20 protein-coding genes are annotated in these 21,261 nt (G+C 34.9%); 19 read left to right on the top strand and 1 reads right to left on the bottom strand.

The window, feature by feature from the left end; translation table 11 throughout:
* The first annotated feature begins 244 nt into the window (after window positions 1–244).
* From B8869_RS05905 to B8869_RS05815, 19 genes are all read left to right on the top strand, one after another.
* Window positions 245–661 (top strand): sigma-70 RNA polymerase sigma factor region 4 domain-containing protein, encoded by a 417-nt coding sequence (locus B8869_RS05905; protein WP_084230732.1) that lies wholly within the window; start codon window positions 245–247, stop codon window positions 659–661.
* A gap of 84 nt (window positions 662–745) precedes the next feature.
* Entirely contained in the window at window positions 746–1,075 is a 330-nt protein-coding gene (locus B8869_RS05900; RefSeq protein ID WP_000712033.1) for a DUF3847 domain-containing protein, read from the top strand.
* 244 nt (window positions 1,076–1,319) lie between these two features.
* Window positions 1,320–2,954, top strand: a complete 1,635-nt coding sequence (mobQ, locus tag B8869_RS05895; protein WP_084230731.1) for a MobQ family relaxase — start codon at window positions 1,320–1,322, stop codon at window positions 2,952–2,954.
* A 269-nt stretch (window positions 2,955–3,223) separates the two neighbouring features.
* On the top strand, window positions 3,224–4,249 hold the full coding sequence (locus B8869_RS05890) for a PDDEXK nuclease domain-containing protein (RefSeq protein WP_084230730.1): 1,026 nt from the start codon (window positions 3,224–3,226) through the stop codon (window positions 4,247–4,249).
* Between the two features lie 118 nt (window positions 4,250–4,367).
* Complete coding sequence (locus tag B8869_RS05885; protein ID WP_084230729.1) at window positions 4,368–5,123, top strand: phage replisome organizer N-terminal domain-containing protein; 756 nt, start codon at window positions 4,368–4,370, stop codon at window positions 5,121–5,123.
* 120 nt (window positions 5,124–5,243) lie between these two features.
* Window positions 5,244–6,098, top strand: a complete 855-nt coding sequence (locus B8869_RS05880) for an ATP-binding protein (RefSeq protein ID WP_084230728.1) — start codon at window positions 5,244–5,246, stop codon at window positions 6,096–6,098.
* A gap of 62 nt (window positions 6,099–6,160) precedes the next feature.
* On the top strand, window positions 6,161–6,397 hold the full coding sequence (locus B8869_RS05875; protein ID WP_084230727.1) for a hypothetical protein: 237 nt from the start codon (window positions 6,161–6,163) through the stop codon (window positions 6,395–6,397).
* 3 nt (window positions 6,398–6,400) lie between these two features.
* Window positions 6,401–8,047 (top strand): recombinase family protein, encoded by a 1,647-nt coding sequence (locus B8869_RS05870; protein WP_084230726.1) that lies wholly within the window; start codon window positions 6,401–6,403, stop codon window positions 8,045–8,047.
* On the top strand, window positions 8,048–8,134 hold the full coding sequence (locus B8869_RS05865; protein ID WP_084230725.1) for a Maff2 family mobile element protein: 87 nt from the start codon (window positions 8,048–8,050) through the stop codon (window positions 8,132–8,134).
* A gap of 19 nt (window positions 8,135–8,153) precedes the next feature.
* Entirely contained in the window at window positions 8,154–9,017 is an 864-nt protein-coding gene (locus B8869_RS05860) for a VirB6/TrbL-like conjugal transfer protein, CD1112 family (protein WP_084230724.1), read from the top strand.
* A gap of 17 nt (window positions 9,018–9,034) precedes the next feature.
* Window positions 9,035–9,298, top strand: a complete 264-nt coding sequence (locus tag B8869_RS05855; protein ID WP_000595841.1) for a hypothetical protein — start codon at window positions 9,035–9,037, stop codon at window positions 9,296–9,298.
* 3 nt (window positions 9,299–9,301) lie between these two features.
* Window positions 9,302–9,691, top strand: a complete 390-nt coding sequence (locus B8869_RS05850; RefSeq protein ID WP_084230723.1) for a PrgI family protein — start codon at window positions 9,302–9,304, stop codon at window positions 9,689–9,691.
* Window positions 9,603–12,032 (top strand): VirB4-like conjugal transfer ATPase, CD1110 family, encoded by a 2,430-nt coding sequence (locus B8869_RS05845; protein WP_062404933.1) that lies wholly within the window; start codon window positions 9,603–9,605, stop codon window positions 12,030–12,032. The genes B8869_RS05850 and B8869_RS05845 overlap by 89 nt, the downstream gene beginning before the upstream one ends.
* Window positions 12,033–12,036: 4 nt before the next feature.
* Window positions 12,037–14,169 (top strand): CHAP domain-containing protein, encoded by a 2,133-nt coding sequence (locus B8869_RS05840; RefSeq protein ID WP_084230722.1) that lies wholly within the window; start codon window positions 12,037–12,039, stop codon window positions 14,167–14,169.
* Between the two features lie 12 nt (window positions 14,170–14,181).
* On the top strand, window positions 14,182–14,418 hold the full coding sequence (locus B8869_RS05835; protein ID WP_000711923.1) for a hypothetical protein: 237 nt from the start codon (window positions 14,182–14,184) through the stop codon (window positions 14,416–14,418).
* Window positions 14,396–16,591 (top strand): CD1107 family mobile element protein, encoded by a 2,196-nt coding sequence (locus B8869_RS05830; RefSeq protein WP_084230721.1) that lies wholly within the window; start codon window positions 14,396–14,398, stop codon window positions 16,589–16,591. The genes B8869_RS05835 and B8869_RS05830 overlap by 23 nt, the downstream gene beginning before the upstream one ends.
* 97 nt (window positions 16,592–16,688) lie before the next feature.
* On the top strand, window positions 16,689–18,395 hold the full coding sequence (locus B8869_RS05825) for a DNA topoisomerase 3 (protein ID WP_084230720.1): 1,707 nt from the start codon (window positions 16,689–16,691) through the stop codon (window positions 18,393–18,395).
* Between the two features lie 83 nt (window positions 18,396–18,478).
* Complete coding sequence (locus tag B8869_RS05820; RefSeq protein WP_074435059.1) at window positions 18,479–18,658, top strand: AbrB/MazE/SpoVT family DNA-binding domain-containing protein; 180 nt, start codon at window positions 18,479–18,481, stop codon at window positions 18,656–18,658.
* On the top strand, window positions 18,648–20,177 hold the full coding sequence (locus B8869_RS05815) for an AlbA family DNA-binding domain-containing protein (RefSeq protein WP_234989766.1): 1,530 nt from the start codon (window positions 18,648–18,650) through the stop codon (window positions 20,175–20,177). The genes B8869_RS05820 and B8869_RS05815 overlap by 11 nt, the downstream gene beginning before the upstream one ends.
* A gap of 92 nt (window positions 20,178–20,269) precedes the next feature.
* Here the strand turns inward: B8869_RS05815 and B8869_RS05810 are convergent, their stop codons facing one another.
* On the bottom strand, window positions 20,270–21,256 hold the full coding sequence (locus B8869_RS05810; protein ID WP_084229742.1) for an IS30 family transposase: 987 nt from the start codon (window positions 21,254–21,256) through the stop codon (window positions 20,270–20,272).
* Between the last annotated feature and the right edge of the window lie 5 nt (window positions 21,257–21,261).

Raw genomic sequence — 21,261 nt, 5'->3', positions numbered from 1 at the left:
AAAATAATGGAGGGATAATTATGTCAAAACTTATAGTTTCGGTTTTCACAGAACGATATAATTATCCTTTTTTATTCTTGGAATTGCTTACACATAGCAATAATACTTTACCAGAAACAACAAAATAGAAAATTATATAAAACATTAGTTTTTAAGCCGAGAGGACTTTTTACGTCAAAGTGTAGAAGTCCTCCTTTTTTATTCTCAAAACCAAAACAGAGAACTTAAAAAGGAGGATGACTAAGTGGCAAAGAAAGAATATTACCTTTATGTAAAAGGCAAAGCCGTACCTGTAAGTGAAGAAGTCTACAAAGCCTATTGGAAGATAACAGAGCATGAAAAGTATCTCCAAAGAAAAGATTGGAAGCATAATGTAATACCATTTTCGGCACTGGATCATGATGGACACTTTGTAGATAACATCATAGATGAAAAGATAGACTTAGAAAAAATTGTAGAAGTAAAAATGCGAATTGAAGAACTTCATAGAGCATTAAATACTCTTTTAAAAGAAGAACGAGAGTTGATGGAAGCCATCTTCTACAAAGAAGAAAGTCTAAGGTCAATCAGCAGAAGAGAGAAAGTTACACATCAAGCAATCAGTGGGAGGAGGGATAGGATTTTAGAAAAACTGAGAAAGATTTTAGAAGATAAAATCTAAAAACTTGGAAAGGTTAAGTGTCAAAAAAAGGTGCTTAACCTTTCTTTATGGAAACAAGCAGATACCAAAACGGAGGAATGAAAAATGAAGAAAGAAAACACATTACAGGAAGTACAGGAACAAATTTCTGAACTTCAGCAAGAAAGAGAAAAGTGCGATGTGAAGCTGAAACAATTACAAAATCAAGGCAAGAAATTAGAAAAACTTGCAAACGAAAAGGAACGAAAAAGAAGAAATCATAGGCTCATACAAAGAGGCTTGATAGTAGAAAGAGTCATTAAAAATCCTATCATGTTTACTAACGATGAGATAGAAGAATTACTTAAAGTTGCTACTCACACAAAAGAATACAGACAAGCCTATGAAGAAATGATAAACGGAAAAGATATGGAAGATGAAACAGAGATAGAGTAGATAAAATAAAAAACCATAGTTTTTTCAGAAGCTCCCTGCAAGGGCAAAAAGCTTCGCAGAACGCAAAGCACCCTTTAGGGTGTATAATTGCGCCCTTAGAAAAACTAAGGGATTTTAGCAAGTCTTTAAAAATCCAAAACTTAATAAAAACATACGGATAAAGTAGATAGGAAAAGATACAAAAAATAACCTGTCTGCTTTTTCCTTTACCTGAAAACAAACAAAAAATGAAAGGAGCTTAAAAGTGGCAGAAACATTTCACTTTAATATTTCTATGATAAGCAGAGGAAAAAGTAAATCGGCAGTTGCAAGTGCAGCATATATCTCTTGTGAGAAAATCAAAAATGAATGGGACGGAGAAGTTCACGATTACCATAATAAAAAGGGACTTTTACATTCAGAAATCTTCTTGCCGGAGAATGTTCCCATAGCATTAAAAGATAGAACTACATTATGGAACAGCGTTGAACTAAATGAGAAAGCAAGCAATGCACAGCTTGCAAGAAACTTCATTATCGCCTTACCGAAAGAATTATCCTTTGAAGAAAACAAAAACCTCATTACCGAATTCATACAAAAAAATTTTGTGTCAAAAGGAATGATAGCAGACCTTGCAATCCATGATGAAAGTGATGAAGAAAATAACAATATCCATGCTCATATTATGACTACCCTTAGACCAATCAATGAAAAAGGAGAGTGGCTGGCAAAAAGCAAAAAGGAATATGTACTTGATGAAAAGGGAGAAAAGATAAAACTAAAAAGCGGAAACTACAAAACAAGAAAAGTAGAGCTGACAGACTGGAACGATAAAGGAAACGCAGAGAAATGGAGAGAGAATTTTGCAAGCCTTTGTAATCAGTATTTAGAAAAAAATCATCAGGAAAAGAGAGTAGATCATCGTTCCTACAAAAGACAAGGGATAGAAGAAATCCCAACCATTCACATGGGAGCAAGTGCCAGTGCCTTAGAGAAAAAAGGAATCGAAACCGACAAAGGAAATATCAATAGAGAAATTAAAAAGCATAACTCTTTAGTAAAAGCCATCAAGAACAAGATAAAAGAAATCACCTCTTGGATAGACTCTTTACTTGGAAATCTGCAAGCAAAATACGATGAGTATAAACAGACCAAGAAAGATGAACTGGAGAACAAAGCGGAACTCTTTAACCTCTATGAGTATATTTCTATCTACAACGAGATACAGGGAGAAAAAACAAAAGATTTATCCTACTACGGACAGATAAAAAAGGGAAATGCAGACCTAAAGAGATTTGTAAAAGCAATCTACTATTTGAAAGATAATCATCTTCAAACCATAGCAGACCTACAAGGAAAAGTCTTTGAACTGGCAAAGCAAAGTAAAAAGATAAGTGGTGATATTCAAGATAAAACACAAAGAATAAAAGACCTAAATCAATGTGTAAGCTGCATAGACGCTATCAGAGAAAACAAAGAAGTCTATCAGGAATACAAAAGCAAGACACTATTCAAAGACAGTTTTTACAATTCCCATAAAAAAGAAATAGACAGATACCAAAGAGCAAGAAAGATCATAGAAAAATTTACTGGAACATCAGCTATAAAGTCGAGTGATTGGCAGAAAGAAATATCAAGCCTTGAAAATCAGATACAAGAGCTAACCAAAGATAAAGCTAAAGTTCAAGACGAATTTAAGCAGATAGACCATATCAAATATGCAGTAAAGATTGTCAATGAAGAGTATGGAATAGACCTAAGCATAGAGATAGACAAGGCAATTAAGAGAGGAGATAAACCAAGTGTTATTGCACAGCTGAAAAAATTCCAAGAGCAAGAGGAAAGAAAGGAGCAGTACAAACAAAAAGCAAAAGAAAAATATACGGAACAAGAAAGATGAAATCCTAAAATAGGACAACATTTAGTAGGGAGTGAGCAAATTATTTAGTACTACAAACTGACGCACTATTTTGGTGCATAAGGCTGTGTACCCATTTTGGGAATGCAGATATAAACATAAAGGGTGTCGTAAAGTGCGACTTCCTTAAAAACTAAGAGGTGGTAACGATTTGTTACTTCCTTTAGGCATACAAATAACAGAATATTGAATATACTCAATATTTATGGTATAATAATTAAAATCTTAGCAGATAAAGAGGTGGTATCTACATGAATAACGAAATAGATAAAATTCATAAAGATGTATATAGCAGCATTAAAGAATTGATGGACAACGCACGAAATAATGTTGCAAGAGAAGTTAATAATATCCTTATTCAAACTTACTGGGAGATTGGGCGAATTATCGTAGAAGATGAACAGGGAAATTCTGATAGAGCTGAATACGGGAAACAATTAGTAACAGACTTATCAAAAAGGCTTACAAAAGAATATGGCAAGGGATTTTCAAAATCCAACTTGTTTAATATGAGAAATTTCTATTTGAGTTTTCCGATTTTCCAGACGGTGTCTGGAAAATTAAGTTGGTCGCACTATTGCGAACTTCTTTCCATAAGCGATGAGAAGAAAAGAAGCTTTTATGAAAAAGAAGCGGTAAGTGCAAATTGGTCTGTAAGAGAGCTAAAAAGACAAATAAAAACATCACTTTTTGAAAGACTTTTACTTTCATCAGGAGATGAAAATAAAGAAAAGGTATTGGAGTTAGCCATGAAGGGAAATGAAATAAATAAGGCAAGTGATGTTGTAAAAGATCCTTACGTATTTGAATTTTTAGGACTGCCCGAAGAAAAAGTGGTTATGGAAAGTGATTTAGAAAAAGCCTTAATAACTCATATTGAAAAATTTTTGCTTGAACTTGGAAAGGGCTTTATGTATGTTGGTTCTCAGCAAAGGGTAACACTTGGAAATACCCATTATTATGTTGATATGGTATTTTACAATAAAATCCTAAGAAGTTATGTGCTTATTGAACTTAAAACAGGTAAGCTAATGCCGGAAGCAGTGGGACAAATCAATATGTATCTTAACTACTACAAGACGGAAGTTAATGACGATACGGATAATGAGCCGATTGGAATTATCCTTTGTACAGATAAGGATAGTATACAGGCAGAATATGCACTTGGCAGTTTGTCCAATAAGATATTTGCTTCTAAATACACTTTATATATTCCTGATAGAGAGCAATTAGAAGAACAGGTAGAAAGAGTTTTAAGGAATTACAAGAAAAAATAAAGTTAATTGAAAATCGTGCAATTCCCGTTGCACAATTTATAGAAACCAAAATAATTTATTATTGATTAGAGAAGTGGAAAAATAATCTGCTTCTCTTTTTTATTACAAGGAGAAGAAAATGAGTGATAACAAAAAATACTATTATCTCAAGCTAAAGGAAGATTTCTTTACAAGCGAAACCATAACCTTACTTGAGAGTATGAAAGATGGAATTATGTATTCCAACATTTTACTAAAGCTGTATCTGATGAGCCTTAAAAATAACGGTAAGTTGATTTTCAGAGATAATATGCCATATACAACAGAAATGATTGCCACCATAACTCGCCATCAAGTTGGTACTGTAGAAAGGGCAATAAAAATCTTTTTGGAGTTGGAACTGATAGAACAATTGCCGGATAACATTTTGTATATGGCAGATATAGAGCTATTCATTGGGAAATCATCAACAGAGGGCGAAAGAAAGCGAAAAGCAAGGCTTGAAAATCAAGAAAAAATACGACTTTTAGAGGACACTTGCCTAAATGATGGTGGACAAATGTCCGCCGTTTGTCCACCAGAGAATAGAGATAAGAGAATAGAGGGGAAAGAAGAAACCCAAATGTCTACCCCAATCCTTTATGGAGAATATAAAAATATTTCTTTAACGGATGAGGAATACGGGAAACTCAAGGAACAGCTAAAAGAATATACAGACACAATGATAGACAAGTTATCAAGATATATTGAAAGCAGTGGAAAAAACTATAAAAATCACTATGTTACCATTCTTAACTGGTACGAGCAGGATAAAGAAAAACTAACACAGAAAAATATTCACAATGGAGGTTCTAAAACCTACTCAACTAACTATGAGGATAGCGACACTCTATAAAGTGGGGGAAAAGTGTTTTTAGAGCGTTAAAGCTAAAAGAGGTATCAAACTATGGCTAAGATAAAAATAAGCCTTAAAACGCATTCCACTATCTTAATATAGAAAAGGAGAATTAAAACTATGAATAATAAAGAAAATCAAAATATGGTAACTACACAAATTCAGGGTACAGACTTTACCTACAACAAAGAAAAACACTACGAAAAAGATGGACATATCTATTGCAAGACTTGTAATGAGCGAATAGATGGCAAACCTATTCCGTTTTTTAACAATACATTATTTATTCCTAGATCAGCTTGTAAATGTGATAGGGACAGAAAAGAACAGGAAGAAATTAGAGAAAAACTTATGAAACAAGATGGACTTAGAAGAAACTGTTTTATCTCAAGAAATCAAATAGCTTATACCTTTGAAAATGCCGATGAATATACCGATAAGGACATCATCAGAAAAGCAAAGAACTATGTAAAATACTTTGATGAAATGAGAAAAGATAATACAGGCTTATTACTTTATGGAAATGTAGGCAGTGGAAAGACTTATATAGCTTGTTCAATAGCTAATGCCATCATTAGTGAATATAGCTATTCTGTAAAAATGAGAAACTTTGCCCAGATATTAAACGATTTACAAAAAGGTGGCTTTAACCTAGATAGAAATGAGTATATCGAAAGTATAACAAGTCCGACACTTTTAATACTTGATGATTTTGGAATAGAGAGAAATACAGAATATGCATTAGAGCAGATATACAATGTAATCAATGCAAGATACCTAAAGGAAAGACCAACCATTATAACCACAAACCTTAATTTCAAGGATATTGAAGCTGAACAAGATGATGTAATGCTAAATAGAATTTACTCAAGGATAATAGAAATGTGTTTACCTTTAAGGGTAACAGGGCAAGACAGACGAAAATCACAGAGTAAAGAGAAAATGAAAAAAGCACAAAATTTAATAGACGAGTAAGCAGCGATTAGAAAAGTTAAAAAATCTAATCGCTTTTTTTATTGCAATGAAAGGAGAACTTTATGGACAAACAGCCTACAAGATACATTGTAAAGAGAAGTTATGCAACATCAAGAACAGGAACGGAAGCGTTTGTGAAATTGATAAAAAAAGATAAAAGCAGAAGTGAATATAGCGATGATGAAAATATAAATATTGAACATACTAAATATAATATTGAAAAAGATGGCAGCATGTGCTATACTAAAGACAGTTTTAGAGAAAGTTGTGTCATTCCTAAAAATCCAAAGGAGGAATAGGAAATGATACAAAGCAATTCAAATCACTTTTCATATAGGACTGCAATTTATTGCAGACTGTCTAAAGATGATGAGCAGAAAGGAGAGAGTGCCAGCATACAAAATCAAAGGGATATGCTTGAACATTATGTAAAGTCCAAAGGTTGGAATATAGTTGATGTCTATGTAGATGACGGATATACAGGCTTAAATACCAACCGTCCTTCATTTCAAAGACTGATAAGAGATGTTGAAAATAAAAAGATTGATATAGTCATAACTAAAGACTTATCAAGACTTGGAAGAAACTATCTTCAAACAGGATATTATACAGAAAATTTCTTTCCTAAAAATGGCGTTCGATATATCGCAGTCAATGACGGAGTGGATACCTTACAAGATAATAATGAGATAGTACCCTTTAAGAATGTATTAAACGAGTTTTATTCAAGAGATGTTTCAAAAAAGATGAAGTCTGCTTATCTAACAAGAGCAAGGCAAGGAAAATTTACAGGTTGCCTTGCACCATTTGGATATATGAAAAATCCGGATGATACGCACACACTGATGATAGATGAAGAAACTTCGTGGATAGTTGAGAAAATCTATGACCTTGCCATCAGTGGATATGGCGTACAAGCTATCAGGAGAATACTTTTTGACGAGAAAATTCCAACACCTACTTGGTGGAACAGGAAAAAGGGACTTAGAAACAAGACCACAAAGTTAGAGCAGACTGTAAAAGATGGAGAGTATTGGTGGGACTGTACCACAATCAAAGAAATTATAGAAAATCCTGCGTATTTAGGTCATACGGCAAGTCAGAAAGCAAACTATCAATTTAAGATTGGTTGGTTATCTGATAAGCCTAAGAATGATTGGATCGTGGTTGAAAACACACATGAAGCCATCATTTCAGAAGATACCTATAAAATGGCGAATGAAAAACTGCAAAGTAGGAAAAGACCATTTAAGACCGGAGAAGAAAGTATTTTTGCAGGACTTGTTAGATGCCCTGACTGTGGGAAAGCCTTAAATCTTGGAAGAAACAACTCAAAGAACAAAGAAAAGATACTTACTTGTAACACCTATCGCAGATACGGAAAGAACCTATGCAGTCAGCACAGAATATACTTTGATACTCTTTATGAAATTGTACTTGCGGATATTAGAAAAAATGCAGACTTTGCACTGAATGATGAAAAAGCAGTTGTAAAGGCTCTTGAAAAATCAAGAGATAGTGAAGCTGAAGAAGAACAAATCTATATCGCAAAGAAGATTGAAGAAGACAGTAAAAGAGTAGTTGAGCTAAGCAATAAGATTGAAAAGCTCTATGATGACTGGATGGATAAGAGAATAAGCGAAATCAATTTCCAAAGAATACTTGAAAAATCACAAGCAGAGCAAGACCTCTTAACAAAAAGAATAGAGGAAATGGAAAAAAAGGTTGTTACAAGTAAAGTGGATGAAGTCAATATCTACAAATGGATAAAACTCATAAAAAAACACAAGAACATTAAAAAGCTGGACAAAGAAACCCTTAATGAACTCATCTCAAAAATCTATGTTCACGAAAAAGAAGTAGTGGACGGAGAAATCACCCAAATAATAGAAATACATTACAATTTCATAGGAAATACGGACAATCTACAAGTCAGCTACAATCTCTAATTGGGAATAAAGCAGCTTATGGCAGGAGGCGGTATTGTCATTATCGGACTTAAGCTGATTCCACTTCTTGCCAATGTACTCAAGTAAGAAGAAAAGGAGAGCTTAGATGTTTGGAATATTCGACAAGATAGAAGAATTTTTTAAGGAACTTCTACTGGGCGGTATCCAAGCAAACTTAGAGTCCATGTTTCTTGACATCAACGATAAAGTTGGTGCAGTTGCAACAGATGTAGGAAAAACTCCCATGGGGTGGAATGGAGATGTATTTACCTTTATCAAAAGCATTAACGATTCCGTCATTATTCCCATAGCGGGACTAATCATCACAGCAGTCCTTTGTATCGAACTTATCAATATGGTAATGCAGAAAAACAATATGCACGATACAGATACCTTTGAATTTTTTAAGTACATCATCAAGATGTGGATTGCTGTATGGTTAGTATCTCATGCTTTTGAGTTTTCAATGGCAGTCTTTGATGTGGCACAACATATGGTAAATAAGGCGGCAGGGGTGATAAATACCTCTGCCACCGTTTCCGGAGATCAGATAGTGGCAATGATGGATACCTTAAAAGAAAAGGGGCTTGGAGAGCTTGTCATGATTCTCTTTGAAACCTCACTCATAAAGGTTGCCATAGAGGTAATTTCTATTGTAATCATGCTTGTGGTTTACGGAAGAATGTTTGAGATTTATATTTACTCATCGGTTTCAGCCATTCCATTTGCCACAATGGGAAACAAAGAGTGGGGACAAATCGGAACAAACTATATCAAAGGACTATTTGCACTTGGGCTACAAGGACTCTTTTTAATGGTTTGTCTTGGAATATACGCAGTATTAGTTAAGACAATACAGATAACAGATATACACACAAGTACCATGACGATACTTGGATATGCGGTTTTGCTGGGACTAATGATGCTAAAGAGCGGAACTCTGGCCAAAAGCGTATTAAATGCACACTAACAGAAAGGAAGGATAGGATGATCAAAAGAAAAACAGTATTTACATCAGTAGTAATCGGAGCAGGTGTTATAGCGGTGATTGATAGAATCAAACTTTTTAGCAAGATTAATGACTTGGAAGAAAGAACAAAAGACATCGGTCGCTGCCATAATGACTTTTGTATTTTGCAGGAAAGATATAACAAAAATACAGATAAACAGATAGAAAGCATTCAGGAAGAAATCGGCTCTGTTTATGAACACATGGCAGAGCTTTCAAAGGAAAAAGAAGATGGGAGGTAAGTTATGGCGTATGTACCAATCCCAAAAGACCTAAAGAAGGTAAAAACAAAGGTAGCTTTTAACTTAACCAAAAGGCAGATGATAGGTTTCACACTCGCAGGACTGGTAGGACTACCAGTCTATTTATTTATGCGAAAGATCGTTCCAAATGATATTGCCGTCATATTTCTCATTGTGTCCACACTCCCTATATTTTTCATCACTCTTTTTGAAAAGGACGGACTTAGCTTTGAGAAATATTTTAAGTATATTTACCTTCATAAATTTTATCAGCCACAAAAAAGAGTGAGAAAGGAGGTTTATCTTGAAAGACAAAAGAAAGATTCAGCAGCTAAAGTTAGAACAAAACCAAAAGAAGTTAAGAAGTCAAAAACAGGACTTAAAGCAAAATAAGGGAAAGTCTAAAAAAGATAGGGGCGGATTACTTGACCTTATCTTTAGGAAAGAACCGAAAAGATACACTGTTGAAGATACCATTCCCTACCTTAGACTTTTAAAAAGCGGGATATGTCAGATTGATGAAAAGCATTTTAATAAGAGTATCGCTTTTGAGGATATAAACTATCAGCTTGCCTTAGAAGAAGATAGAGATTTGATTTTTAATCAGTTTGCAAATTTTCTTAATTCCTTTGATCCAAGTGTCAGCATAGAGTTTTCATATATTAATCAGCTTGGCAGAAATGAAGAAATGAAATCAGCTATTCAAATACCGGATAAAAAGGACGGGTTTGACGATATTCGCCTTGAGTTTAGAGAAATGCTGAAAAGTCAGATTGTAAAGGGAAATAACGGACTGAAAAAATCAAAGTATGTAACCTTTACGGTGGAAGCGGATAATTTAGAGCAGGCAACATCAAAACTGGAAAGACTGGAGATAGATATATTATCGAGTCTTAAAAGTATGGGAGTAAGAGCAGAAAGCCTTAACGGAGAGGAAAGGCTAAAGATACTTCATGATGTTTTAAATCCGAATAAGACCTTTGAATTTTCATATAAGGACTTAAAGAAGAAAGAAAGCACAAAGACATACATTGCTCCTGATGAATTTAACTTTACACCGTCAAGGTATTTTAAGTTTGGAAAATTTATCGGAGCAGCAAGTCATTTTCAAATCCTTGCAAGTGAGCTTTCAGACCGTATGCTTGCCGAGTTTTTGGATATAGATGATAACATCAATATTTCTTTTCACATCAAGGCAATCGAACAGTCAGAAGCCATCAAGATGGTAAAAAGGAAAAATACCGATATTGACAAGATGAAGATTGAGGAAAACAAAAAGGCTGTAAGGTCGGGATATGATATGGACATTCTTCCAAGTGATTTAATCACCTATGGGGAAGATGTAAAAAGCCTCTTAAAAGATCTTCAGACAAGAGATGAAAGAATGTTTGTTGTAACCATTATCTTTATGAACTTTGCAAGGACAATTCAAAAGCTGGACAATACCATTTCTCAAATCAGCTCTATTGCCAATAAGCATAATTGCAAGTTAAAAAGGCTTGACCATTCCCAAGAGCAGGGCTTAATCAGTGTACTTCCACTTGGGGTAAATAAGATTGAAATTGACAGAGGACTAACCTCATCATCTACGGCAGTATTTATGCCTTTTACCACAGAGGAGCTTTTCATAAATTCGGCGAACAGTTTGTACTATGGACTAAATGCCCTAAGTCATAACCTGATTATGGCAGATCGAAAGAAACTGAAAAATCCAAACGGTCTAATTCTCGGAACTCCGGGAAGCGGTAAGTCCTTTAGTGCAAAAAGAGAAATGGCAAATGCCATTCTTACAACCGATGACGATGTTATTATCTGCGATCCGGAGGGCGAGTATGGAAACCTTGTGCGTCAGTTTAAAGGAGAAGTCATAAAGGTCAGCAGTAAGTCAAAAGACTATCTCAATCCTTTAGATATAAATATGAACTATGGCGATGGGGACGCACCGCTGAAAGATAAGGCAAACTTCATTATGTCAATGCTTGAGCTTGTAGTAGGTGGTAGCGGTCTTACGGCAGAAGAAAAGTCGGTTATAGATAGATGCCTACCTAAGATTTATGAAAAGTATTTTGAAAATCCAAAGCCTTGGAATATGCCTATTCTTCAAAACCTGTATGATATGTTAAAAAATCAGGAAGAAAAAGTCGGCAAAAAACTGGCAACGGAAATGGAGATTTATGTAACAGGCTCTCTTAATGTATTTAACCATCAGTCCAATGTGGACTTAAATAAGCAGCTTCTTTGTTTTGATATTAAGGAACTTGGAAGTCAGCTTAAAAAAATCGGAATGCTTGTTATTCAGGATCAGGTGTGGAATAAGGTATCGCAAAACAGAGGAAATAAGGCTACAAGGTACTATATCGACGAGTTTCACTTGCTTTTAAAAGACGAGCAGACAGCTTCCTATTCCGTAGAGATTTGGAAAAGATTTCGTAAGTGGGGAGGAATCCCGACAGGCATTACACAGAATGTCAAAGACCTACTGATGAGTAAGGAGATAGAAAATATCTTTGACAATACGGACTTTGTCTTAATGCTTAATCAAGCAAGCGGCGATAGAGAAATTTTAGCAAGGAAACTTAAAATATCACAGCCACAGCTAAAATATGTAACCAATTCCAATGCAGGGGAAGGACTTTTGTTCTTTGGAAATACCATTGTTCCTTTCCTTGATAAGTTCCCGAAAGACACAATCCTTTATCAGAAGATGACAACCAAGCCTGAAGAAGTGAGGTAGGCTTATGGGAAAAAAGCTGAAAAAGGACTTTAAGGAAAGGCAAAGGGCAAGGATTGAAAAGGAAAGGCTGCAAAGTAATGGCAGCATAGAGCCTGAAGAAAGTAAGTTAAAGCATAACGATGATTACAGAGGGAAAATCGTCCATGACAAAGACAGATTTCAAGATAAGGTTTATGAAAAGGTCAGTAAGAGAAGTTCAGAAACTGAATTAAACAGGAAAACTTCTAAAAGCAATGCAAGGTATAGAAGTCCTGAAACAGGAAGTGTAAGTCAGGAAGAAATTGGAAAAGCTGATTATATTACTGAGGTTAAAGATGGAAAAATCTATGATCCTTTAGGAAAAGACCTCGACAATGATGGGATTATAGACAGATATGACAATGACTTTAGGGATAGCGACTATTTTGAGTCAACCTATGATGTAGAGGATAATCTTCAGCATAAAGTAGAAGATACAAAAGGCTTTTCAAAAAGCCAAAAGGCTCAAAAGAAAAATTATAAGAGAAAAAACTATTCCGATAAGCTCTATACCAGAAAAAAGGACAAAGAAGCCAAAGAGGAAAAGGCGGACAGTAAAAAAAGGGGAAAAGAAGCCATTCTGGATAGAGAAAAGAAAAACAGGCTTTCTAAAGAACAGGAAAGAACTTTTAGGGATAAGGCTTCTAAGGTGTCCGCTTTATCAGGACTTGCTAAAGGAAGTGAAACCGTAAGAGATTACTTATCACATGGAAGTGATGAAAATCAAGGTGTAGAGGCAGGAGAAAAAACAGCCGACACAAGCTCAAAACTCATTCATGGCATTAAGAACTATTCAGATAAGAAAAGAGCAAAAAAAGGATATGACCTTACGAATAAGGACTATAAAATTAGAAAGCGAAAATCCAAGTTAGAGTTTCGAGATGCCAAAGAAGAACTGAAAAAGACACAGGAGTATCAAAAAGCAAATAACTTTAAGCGATTTCAAAAGCGAAAGCAGATGAAAGATTCCATTAAAAGGCAGAATAAGTCAAGGCTTAGAGATCGCATTAAGGAAGGGCTTATAGGAAGTCTTAAAAGTTCAAAGGAAGTTATATTAAGAAAAGCGAAGGGACTTATGATTATTTTCATAGGTCTTATTATTTTGGGAACTTTCTTTATCAACTTTGCAGGAACGGGAATGACAGGCTTTATGAACTCCACAAGTTCTGTTCTTACAACAAGCTATTTGTCAAAGCCAAATGTCCTAAATGAAATCAATCAGAACTTTTCCGCTATGGAAAGTGAGCTTCAAAACGAGGTTGATCATGTCAAAGAGAATTATCCCGGATATGACGAGTACATCCTAAATAACACAGAGTACATCGGGCATAATGTACATGAGCTTTTATCCTACATTACATCAAGGTGCGGAGAAGTAAAGAATGTATCGGAAGTAAGCTCTGTATTAAATGAGCTTTTTAAGTCCATGTATGACCTTGAGTATAAGGAAGAAGTAGAAATCAGATACAGGACAGTTACAGAAACCTATACCGATGAAGATGGAAATGAATATACCGAAAGCCATGAAGAACCTTACGAGTACAAGAAACTCATTGTAACCCTTCATAAAAGGGAAATGGACAGCATTATAAAGGAAGTCTTTGCAAACTATCCTGACAATCTGAAACACTATGAAGCTTTATTCCTTGCTCAAGGCAATATGGGAGAAGCCTTTGGTAATAGCGACCTTATTGCTTCCAATGGAGGTATCGGAGGTGGAAAAGAATATGAGGCTTCTACGGAAGTTCAAAAGAAGATTGTAAATGCTGCATACATTACGCCATCTCCGGGTGCAGGCTGGTGTGCTATGTGGGTATCGCAGGTTTATCAAAATGCAGGACTTGGATATATCGGAGGAAATGCCTGTGATATGTACCGAAACCACACCTTTACATCAGATAAATCAAAACTCAAGGTAGGAATGCTTATTGCAGTTGAAAGCAGTAGTAGTGGAAGCAGTGCAGGACTTACCTATGGTCATGTAGGCATTTATATAGGCGATGGCAAGGTAATAGATAATATCGGTCGAATCAGAGTAACAACTTTAGATGATTGGATAGCGTCTTTCTGCAAGCACCATCCAGTAGGCTTCGGCTTTCCGCCAAATGTAAACAGATAAGGAGGACACAATTTGAAAAAAGAACTGACAGCAGTAAAAAACAGAATAAAGAAGTTAAAAGATAAAAAGGCTCTAATTGATGAAGAATTGGAGCCTTTGTTCATTCGTGAGGAAGAACTTGAAAACGAAGAAATTATTGCCATTTGCAGAAAGAACAACATTACAATCAGTGATTTAATGGCAAAAGTAAACAGAGAAAAAGCAGAAGTGAAAAAGGAGAAAACAAATGAAAACCAGTTTGAAAAATAAAAGAATTACAGCCATTGTTGTAGCTTTTACCCTGTTAATGGGTGGAGTTTTAGGGGTGTTAAAAGTTGGTGCAAAGACAGTGTTTGCGTCAAATGAACCGCCTGAAAAATATGAAACATATTATGAACTGAAATTTGAGGATCATACTTCAGATGACACCTTTAGAGGATTTTATCATCTCGGAAAAGGAAATAAGGAAGGTCAGCCATTGAACTTTAAATTTTCCTTATCAAAATCCTTTGAAGAAAAGGGCGGTGTAGTTCTCGATAAGTATAATGAAACCTTTACCAATGAGAATATGGACAAGGTAAATCAGTTAGATGATCTAAGATATATGACAAAGAAAACTTATCCATATTATCGAATTCATAATGTAGGGACAGGTGCTTTTACAAGTATCGTTTCTCCAAGAGATAAAGATAATTACTATATTGGAGATATTACAGAAAATGCAGAAGAACGAACTGTAAAAGGAAAGAAAGCAAATGTCATTGTCTATACCTGCCCTGTTCTACAGTTAAATAGAAATATTGAGAAAGTAACGGTTGATTATGAGGGAGAGCTTAAAGAGGAAACAAAGAACGCTATTATTGGCAGAGTAAAGGAAGCAAATCCCAATATCAACAATGTAAAAGAAATTAAGATTGTTAAAGACAAGCTGATTATTGAAACATGGAACAGATTTCATACCGGTGTACCCTACCTTGAATTACCTTTAGAGGATTTATATAAGAGAGTATCGAATGCGTCAACTCAAACAGACAATAAGGATACAAAGGATCAGGAAAGTCAGACAAAAAGTGAAGTAAAGGTCAAATATCAATATCAGGATGGAAAGGTATATAAGGAGTATTCAGCTTCCTTTGACAAAAATCAGGTGATTGACGCTTCTGATCTTGAAATGCTTCCTGATAACATGAGCTTTAATGACGATTTTGTAAACTACACAGTAAAAGGTGATGGAAGCGATAGTATTATCCGAATTGTAAAAAAGTTAGAAAGTAATGCTCAGACGCAGACAGAAAAGTCAAAAACAGAAGATAAGGGAACTCAAACAGAGCTTAGCAAAGATGATATTTCAAAAATGGAAAAGGAATCTAAGGAACTTCAGGAAAAACTTGATAAGCTAAGTCAGGAGATTAAGGACAAGGATAAATTAAGCGACAAGCAAAAGGAGAAAATCAAAGACCTTGAGGAAAAAATAGATAAGCTGAAGGAAAAACTTGAAAAGAGCAAAGACGATAAGGACTTATCGGCGGATATGAAAAAGGAGATTGAGAAGCTAACTGAGAAAATTAAGGAGCTTGAGAAAAAGACGAATGAGGTTGGCAAGGCTACAGTTACGCATAATCCTACTGTAACTCCAATCAGCCCTATCTCTGGAATGAAAACAGGAACAGGAAACTTCCCTCAAGCATCGGTAAGTGATACGGGTAAAGGCTCATCATCACAGGATAATACAGGAAAGATTACAAAGGACACAAATGTTGACAAGACCGATGGAAAAGAAAAAGAAGTTCGTTATCCCAATAAGCTGACACCGAAACAACCTGCCAATAACAGCAGTCAGGATTCCTCTATGGATGGTTCAAGTAAGACAGTAAATACCAATAAAGGAGTTGCTTCTGCTCCATCAAAGGCACGAGGAACTGTTACGGAAAATAAGGATAATGCGAACAAGGATTATCCGATTCATCATGGAGATAGCAGTGATAAGAGAGAAACGGATATGTATTCAGCGGATGCAAGACAGTTTGTTACCTTTACTACTAAGAATGGCAAGACCTTCCATTTAATCATCAATCACGATGAGGATAGCGAGAATGTTATGCTCCTAACAGAAGCATCCGAAGATGATCTTCTTAATATGGTTGAAAAGAAAGAAGATCCAAAACAGGAAATTAAAAAGGAAGAACCTGAAAAAGAAGAACCTGAAAAAGAAGAACCTGAAAAAGAAGAACCTAAGCCAGTAAAAAAGGAAGAAAGCAGCAATATGGGAACCTACTTAATTCTCATTCTTGTAGTAGCAGGAGCATTAGGTGCAGGATATTATTTTAAGGTCGTTAAGAAAAAGGAAGATAAGGAGCTTGAAGGATTTGAGGAGGAAGATGATGATTTCTTTTCAGAGGCAGAAGAAAGTGAAAAAGAAACAGAAGATAATGAGTTAGAGTAAATTTGCACCTAAAACTATATAATATTTGGTGCAAAACACAGGGCGAGAGAGTAAAATCTTTCGCCCTTTTATATTGAAAAACAGGAGGAAAAAATAGATGAATTTAGTAATTGCTGAAAAGCCAAGTGTTGCAATCTCTATTGCAAAAGTGATTGGAGCTACAAAAAAGAAAGACGGATATTATGAAGGAAACGGATACAAGGTAAGCTGGTGTGTTGGACATTTAATTCAAATGGCAAATCCTGATAGTTATGATGAAAAATATGCGAAGTGGAATATGGCTGATTTACCGATTATCCCAAAAGAATATAAGTATGAGATTGCAAAGTCCACAAAGAAACAATTTACGATTCTTAAAAAGCTGATGAATGATAAGGATATAGACATCGTGATAAATGCCTGCGATGCAGGGCGTGAAGGAGAAGCCATCTTCAGACTTGTCTACAATCAGGCAAATTGTAAAAAGCAGATGAAACGCCTTTGGATTTCATCAATGGAAGATAGTGCAATTAAAGAGGGCTTTGATAACCTAAAAGATGGAAGTTTTTACGATAATCTATTTGAATCATCACAAGCAAGGGCAATAGCAGATTGGCTTGTGGGAATGAATTTAAGCAGACTGTATTCGTGCCTATATAAACAGAGTTATTCTGTTGGGAGGGTACAAACACCAACTCTTGCAATGATTGTAAATAGAGATGATGAGATAGCAAATTTTAAGAAAGAAAAATATTATACAGTGGAATTAAGCCTTAATGGCTTTACACTATCAACAGATAGAATTGATGATGAAATAACAGCGGAACAGCTCTTAAATTTAGTAGGCGATAAGATAGAAATTACCGATGTTATTCAAAAGGAAAAGATAACAAAGCCTGAGCTGCCATTTGACCTGACAACGCTTCAAAGAGAGTGCAATAAATATTTTGGATACTCAGCTAAGCAGACACTTGATTATGCTCAAAGTCTTTACGAAAAGAAACTGATTACCTATCCAAGAACAGACAGCAGATGCTTAACGGAAGATATGATTGTAAGTACGGTTAATAACATTTTAGGAAAGAATGATTTTGATACAGGGCGTATCAAGACGGTATTTAACTCTAAAAAGGTTACGGATCATCATGCTATTATCCCGACAATCAGTTCCTTAAAAGAAGATGTTTCAGAACTTCCTTTAAGTGAAGCTAAAGTTTACTTCCTTATATCCGATAAATTCCACGCAAGTGTGGGCTATCCTTTAGTGGAAAGCACAACGAAGATTGTAGCTGAATTTGATAGCTTTACTTTTACAAGCTCAGGCAAGACAATTAAAGATGAAGGTTTTACAAAATATCTTAAAGAATATAAGTCTAAGAAAAATGAAGATATGGCACTTCCTGATGTGAACATTGGTGATGTATTGAGCATTGAAAACAAGGAAATAAAAGAAAAGTATACAACATCACCTAAACACTTTACTGAAGATACTCTTCTTAAATCTATGGAGCTTGCAGGAAATGATGCACTTGAAAAAGGAGTAGAGGTTGAGCGAAAAGGACTTGGAACATCTGCAACAAGAGCAGGGATTATTGAAAATCTGATTTTCAAGGGATTTGTAGAAAGAGATAAAAAGAACCTTATTGCTACACATAAGGGAATCAGCCTTGTAACGATTGTAGCTGATACTTTTAAATCAGCAGAAACAACAGCAAAGTGGGAAATGGAGTTATCGGATATTGCACAGGGAAAATCATCAAAGAAAAATTTTTTAGAGGCAATTGAAACTGAGATAAAAGAAGTGGTTTCAACTTATATCAAGTAAGATGGCACTAATTTCAAGGTGGAAAAAATGCCCTAAAAATGCTATAATCTTTTGTAGGAAAAGTAGGGAGAAAGGAAACGAGTATGAAAGATACATTTATGGATACTGCAAAAGTTATGTCAAAGGGGCAAGTTACCATTCCGAAAAGGATAAGAGAACTTTTGGACTTACAAAATGGAGATTATGTTACTTTTGTAGTTCATAAAGATAAGGTGCAAATTCAAAACTCCAAGACTTTTATTGAAGAAAATATTGATAAATAAAGGTGGTGAAATAACAAAGATGACGATAGATGAAATAAAAAAGTTAATTCAAAACGGAGAAAAGATAGATGTTGAATTTAAAGAATCAAGGAATGCTTTAACCAAAGATGTCTTTGATACAGTATGCTCTTTCAACAATAGAAATGGAGGACATATTTTACTTGGTGTAAATGATAAAAGAGATATTGTTGGTGTTAGTGAAGATAAAGTGGATAAGGTTATTAAAGAATTTACAACATCTATCAACAATTCGCAGAAGATGTACCCACCACTTTATTTATTACCGGAAGTCTTTGAAATTGACAGTAAAAAAGTCATTTATATCCGAGTGCCTGAAGGTTATCAGGTATGCAGGCATAATGGAAGAATATGGGACAGGTCTTATGAAGGAGACATCAATATCACAGACCATGCAGAACTTGTCTATAAGTTATATGCAAGAAAACAAGGAAGTTATTTTGTAAATAAGGTATATCCAAATCTTGATATTGATTTTCTTGATGCCTCTGTTATCGCTAAAGCCAAGAGAATGGCAGTTGCAAGAAATAAAAATCATGTTTGGGAAAATATGAGCGATGAGGAGCTATTACGAAGTGCAAATCTCATTCTGACAGATCCTGAAACAAAGCTTGAAGGCATTACATTAGCAGCGATTTTGCTATTTGGAAAAGACAACTCTATTATGTCTGTTCTTCCACAGCATAAAACTGATGCAATATTTAGAGTTGAAAACAAGGATAGGTATGACGATAGAGATGTTGTCATAACAAATCTGATTGATAGCTACGATAGGCTTATTGCGTTTGGACAGAAGCATTTGAATGACTTATTTGTCTTAGACGGAATTGTAAATGTCAATGCAAGGGATAGAATACTTAGAGAAATTGTTTCTAATACATTGGCTCACAGAGATTATTCAAGTGGTTTCCCAGCCAAAATGATTATTGATGATGAGAAGATTACTATTGAAAACAGTAACTTAGCTCATGGCATGGGAGCATTGGATTTACAAAAGTTTGAACCTTTTCCTAAAAATCCGGCTATTTCAAAAGTATTTAGAGAAATAGGACTTGCTGATGAGCTTGGTTCAGGTATGAGAAACACCTATAAATATACAAGGCTATATTCAGGTGTTGATCCTCTGTTTGAGGAGGGAGATATATTTAGAACGATTATTCCTTTGAAGAAAATAGCGACTCAAAAAGTTGGAGGAAGCGGTGTCGCTCAGGATGTCGCTCACAGTGTCGCTCAGGATGTCGCTCACAGTGTCGCTCAGGATGTCGCTCACAGTGTCGCTCAGGATGTCGCTCACAGTGTCGCTCAGGATGTCGCTCACGATAAGATAGCTCTTGCAGAGTTTATAAAAGAAAAAATAAGAGGAAACAACAAGATTACAAGAAAAGCAATTGCAGATGAAGCTGGAGTTAGTGTAAAGACTATAGAAAGAACCATTAAAGAAATGGATAATCTACAATATGTAGGAAGTGGAAGTAATGGTCATTGGGAACTGAATGAATAGCAGTAAGTTGCAGCACACAGAATTTAAAGGTGATTAGAGTAAAATCTAACCGCCTTTTTTGTTTGGACGAATTGTCAAATCAAATGCAACACCTATGGTAAGAGACCAAAAAGTTCTTCTTTAGGTGTTTTATATTTTATACATTTTCTAGGTCTATTATTCATTAAACTTAAGTTATAATTTAATTCATCAATATTCACTTCTGATAAATCCATACCCTTAGGATAAAACTCCCTCAAAAGTCCGTTACTATTTTCATTTGTACCTTTTTGCCATGCACAATAGGGATCACAAAAATAAGTTTTGCATCCTAATTCTTTTTCTATTTTCTCAAATTCTGAAAATTCTTTACCTCTATCAAAGGTTATTGTTTTTACTAATTCTTTTGGATAATCTTTTAATGCATTTATTATTGCTGGTGTTACGCTTTCCGACTTTCTATTTTCAACTAGGATTGCTATATAATATCTAGATTTTCTTTCTGCTAAAGTTACGAAACAACATCTACTTTTCCTTTTATGATCTAATCTGCCTGATTCCACTGTATCTGCTTCCCAGTGGCCTAATTCTTGCCTTCTGTATATCTCTTTAGGTCTTTTCTTAATTGTTCTACCTTTATCATTGAATTTTCCTCTTTTTTCTGCTGGCCTTTTAAATTTAGCTTTTCTTCTCAAATTTTTCATACTAGTTTTTGGCAGCTTTTTGGCGTGTATCATTCTATATATCGTTGATGTAGATGGTAATTCATGAATCTCATTTGTGTTTCTATTTGATATTTGTTCAGGGGACCAATGTTCGTTAATCTTTACAGTTAAATAATCAATAACATCTTTAGAAAATTTACTTTTTCTATGGCAGTCTTTTCTTCTATCAATATATTTATCATTTGCCTTTATCGGAAAGTACTTAGTGTAACTTCCCCTACTAACTTTTATCTTAGATGAATTTCTTTTAATTTCTCTAGATATTGTACTAGGTGACCTTTTAAGTGCTTGTGCAATTTTCCTTATACTCATTCCTAAATTTAAAAATTGGTAAATACAAGATCTTTCTTCTATGGTAAGATGGTTATAGCTCATAGTTA

Source organism: Peptoniphilus asaccharolyticus DSM 20463 (assembly GCF_900176115.1).
Classification (GTDB): domain Bacteria; phylum Bacillota; class Clostridia; order Tissierellales; family Peptoniphilaceae; genus Peptoniphilus; species Peptoniphilus asaccharolyticus.
The sequence above is the reverse complement of the archived record's forward strand: the minus strand, read 5'-3'. Positions and strand labels throughout refer to the sequence as shown.

What these genes read in the sequence shown, in the direction of transcription:
- B8869_RS05885 (WP_084230729.1), top strand. Translation starts at nt 4,368, where the DNA reads ATGAGTGATAACAAAAAATACTATTATCTCAAGCTAAAGGAAGATTTC.
- B8869_RS05860 (WP_084230724.1), top strand. Translation starts at nt 8,154, where the DNA reads ATGTTTGGAATATTCGACAAGATAGAAGAATTTTTTAAGGAACTTCTA.
- B8869_RS05855 (WP_000595841.1), top strand. Translation starts at nt 9,035, where the DNA reads ATGATCAAAAGAAAAACAGTATTTACATCAGTAGTAATCGGAGCAGGT.
- B8869_RS05840 (WP_084230722.1), top strand. Translation starts at nt 12,037, where the DNA reads ATGGGAAAAAAGCTGAAAAAGGACTTTAAGGAAAGGCAAAGGGCAAGG.
- B8869_RS05870 (WP_084230726.1), top strand. Translation starts at nt 6,401, where the DNA reads ATGATACAAAGCAATTCAAATCACTTTTCATATAGGACTGCAATTTAT.
- B8869_RS05810 (WP_084229742.1), bottom strand. Translation starts at nt 21,256, where the DNA reads ATGAGCTATAACCATCTTACCATAGAAGAAAGATCTTGTATTTACCAA.
- B8869_RS05830 (WP_084230721.1), top strand. Translation starts at nt 14,396, where the DNA reads ATGAAAACCAGTTTGAAAAATAAAAGAATTACAGCCATTGTTGTAGCT.
- B8869_RS05890 (WP_084230730.1), top strand. Translation starts at nt 3,224, where the DNA reads ATGAATAACGAAATAGATAAAATTCATAAAGATGTATATAGCAGCATT.
- B8869_RS05875 (WP_084230727.1), top strand. Translation starts at nt 6,161, where the DNA reads ATGGACAAACAGCCTACAAGATACATTGTAAAGAGAAGTTATGCAACA.
- B8869_RS05850 (WP_084230723.1), top strand. Translation starts at nt 9,302, where the DNA reads ATGGCGTATGTACCAATCCCAAAAGACCTAAAGAAGGTAAAAACAAAG.
- B8869_RS05820 (WP_074435059.1), top strand. Translation starts at nt 18,479, where the DNA reads ATGAAAGATACATTTATGGATACTGCAAAAGTTATGTCAAAGGGGCAA.
- B8869_RS05825 (WP_084230720.1), top strand. Translation starts at nt 16,689, where the DNA reads ATGAATTTAGTAATTGCTGAAAAGCCAAGTGTTGCAATCTCTATTGCA.
- B8869_RS05880 (WP_084230728.1), top strand. Translation starts at nt 5,244, where the DNA reads ATGAATAATAAAGAAAATCAAAATATGGTAACTACACAAATTCAGGGT.
- B8869_RS05900 (WP_000712033.1), top strand. Translation starts at nt 746, where the DNA reads ATGAAGAAAGAAAACACATTACAGGAAGTACAGGAACAAATTTCTGAA.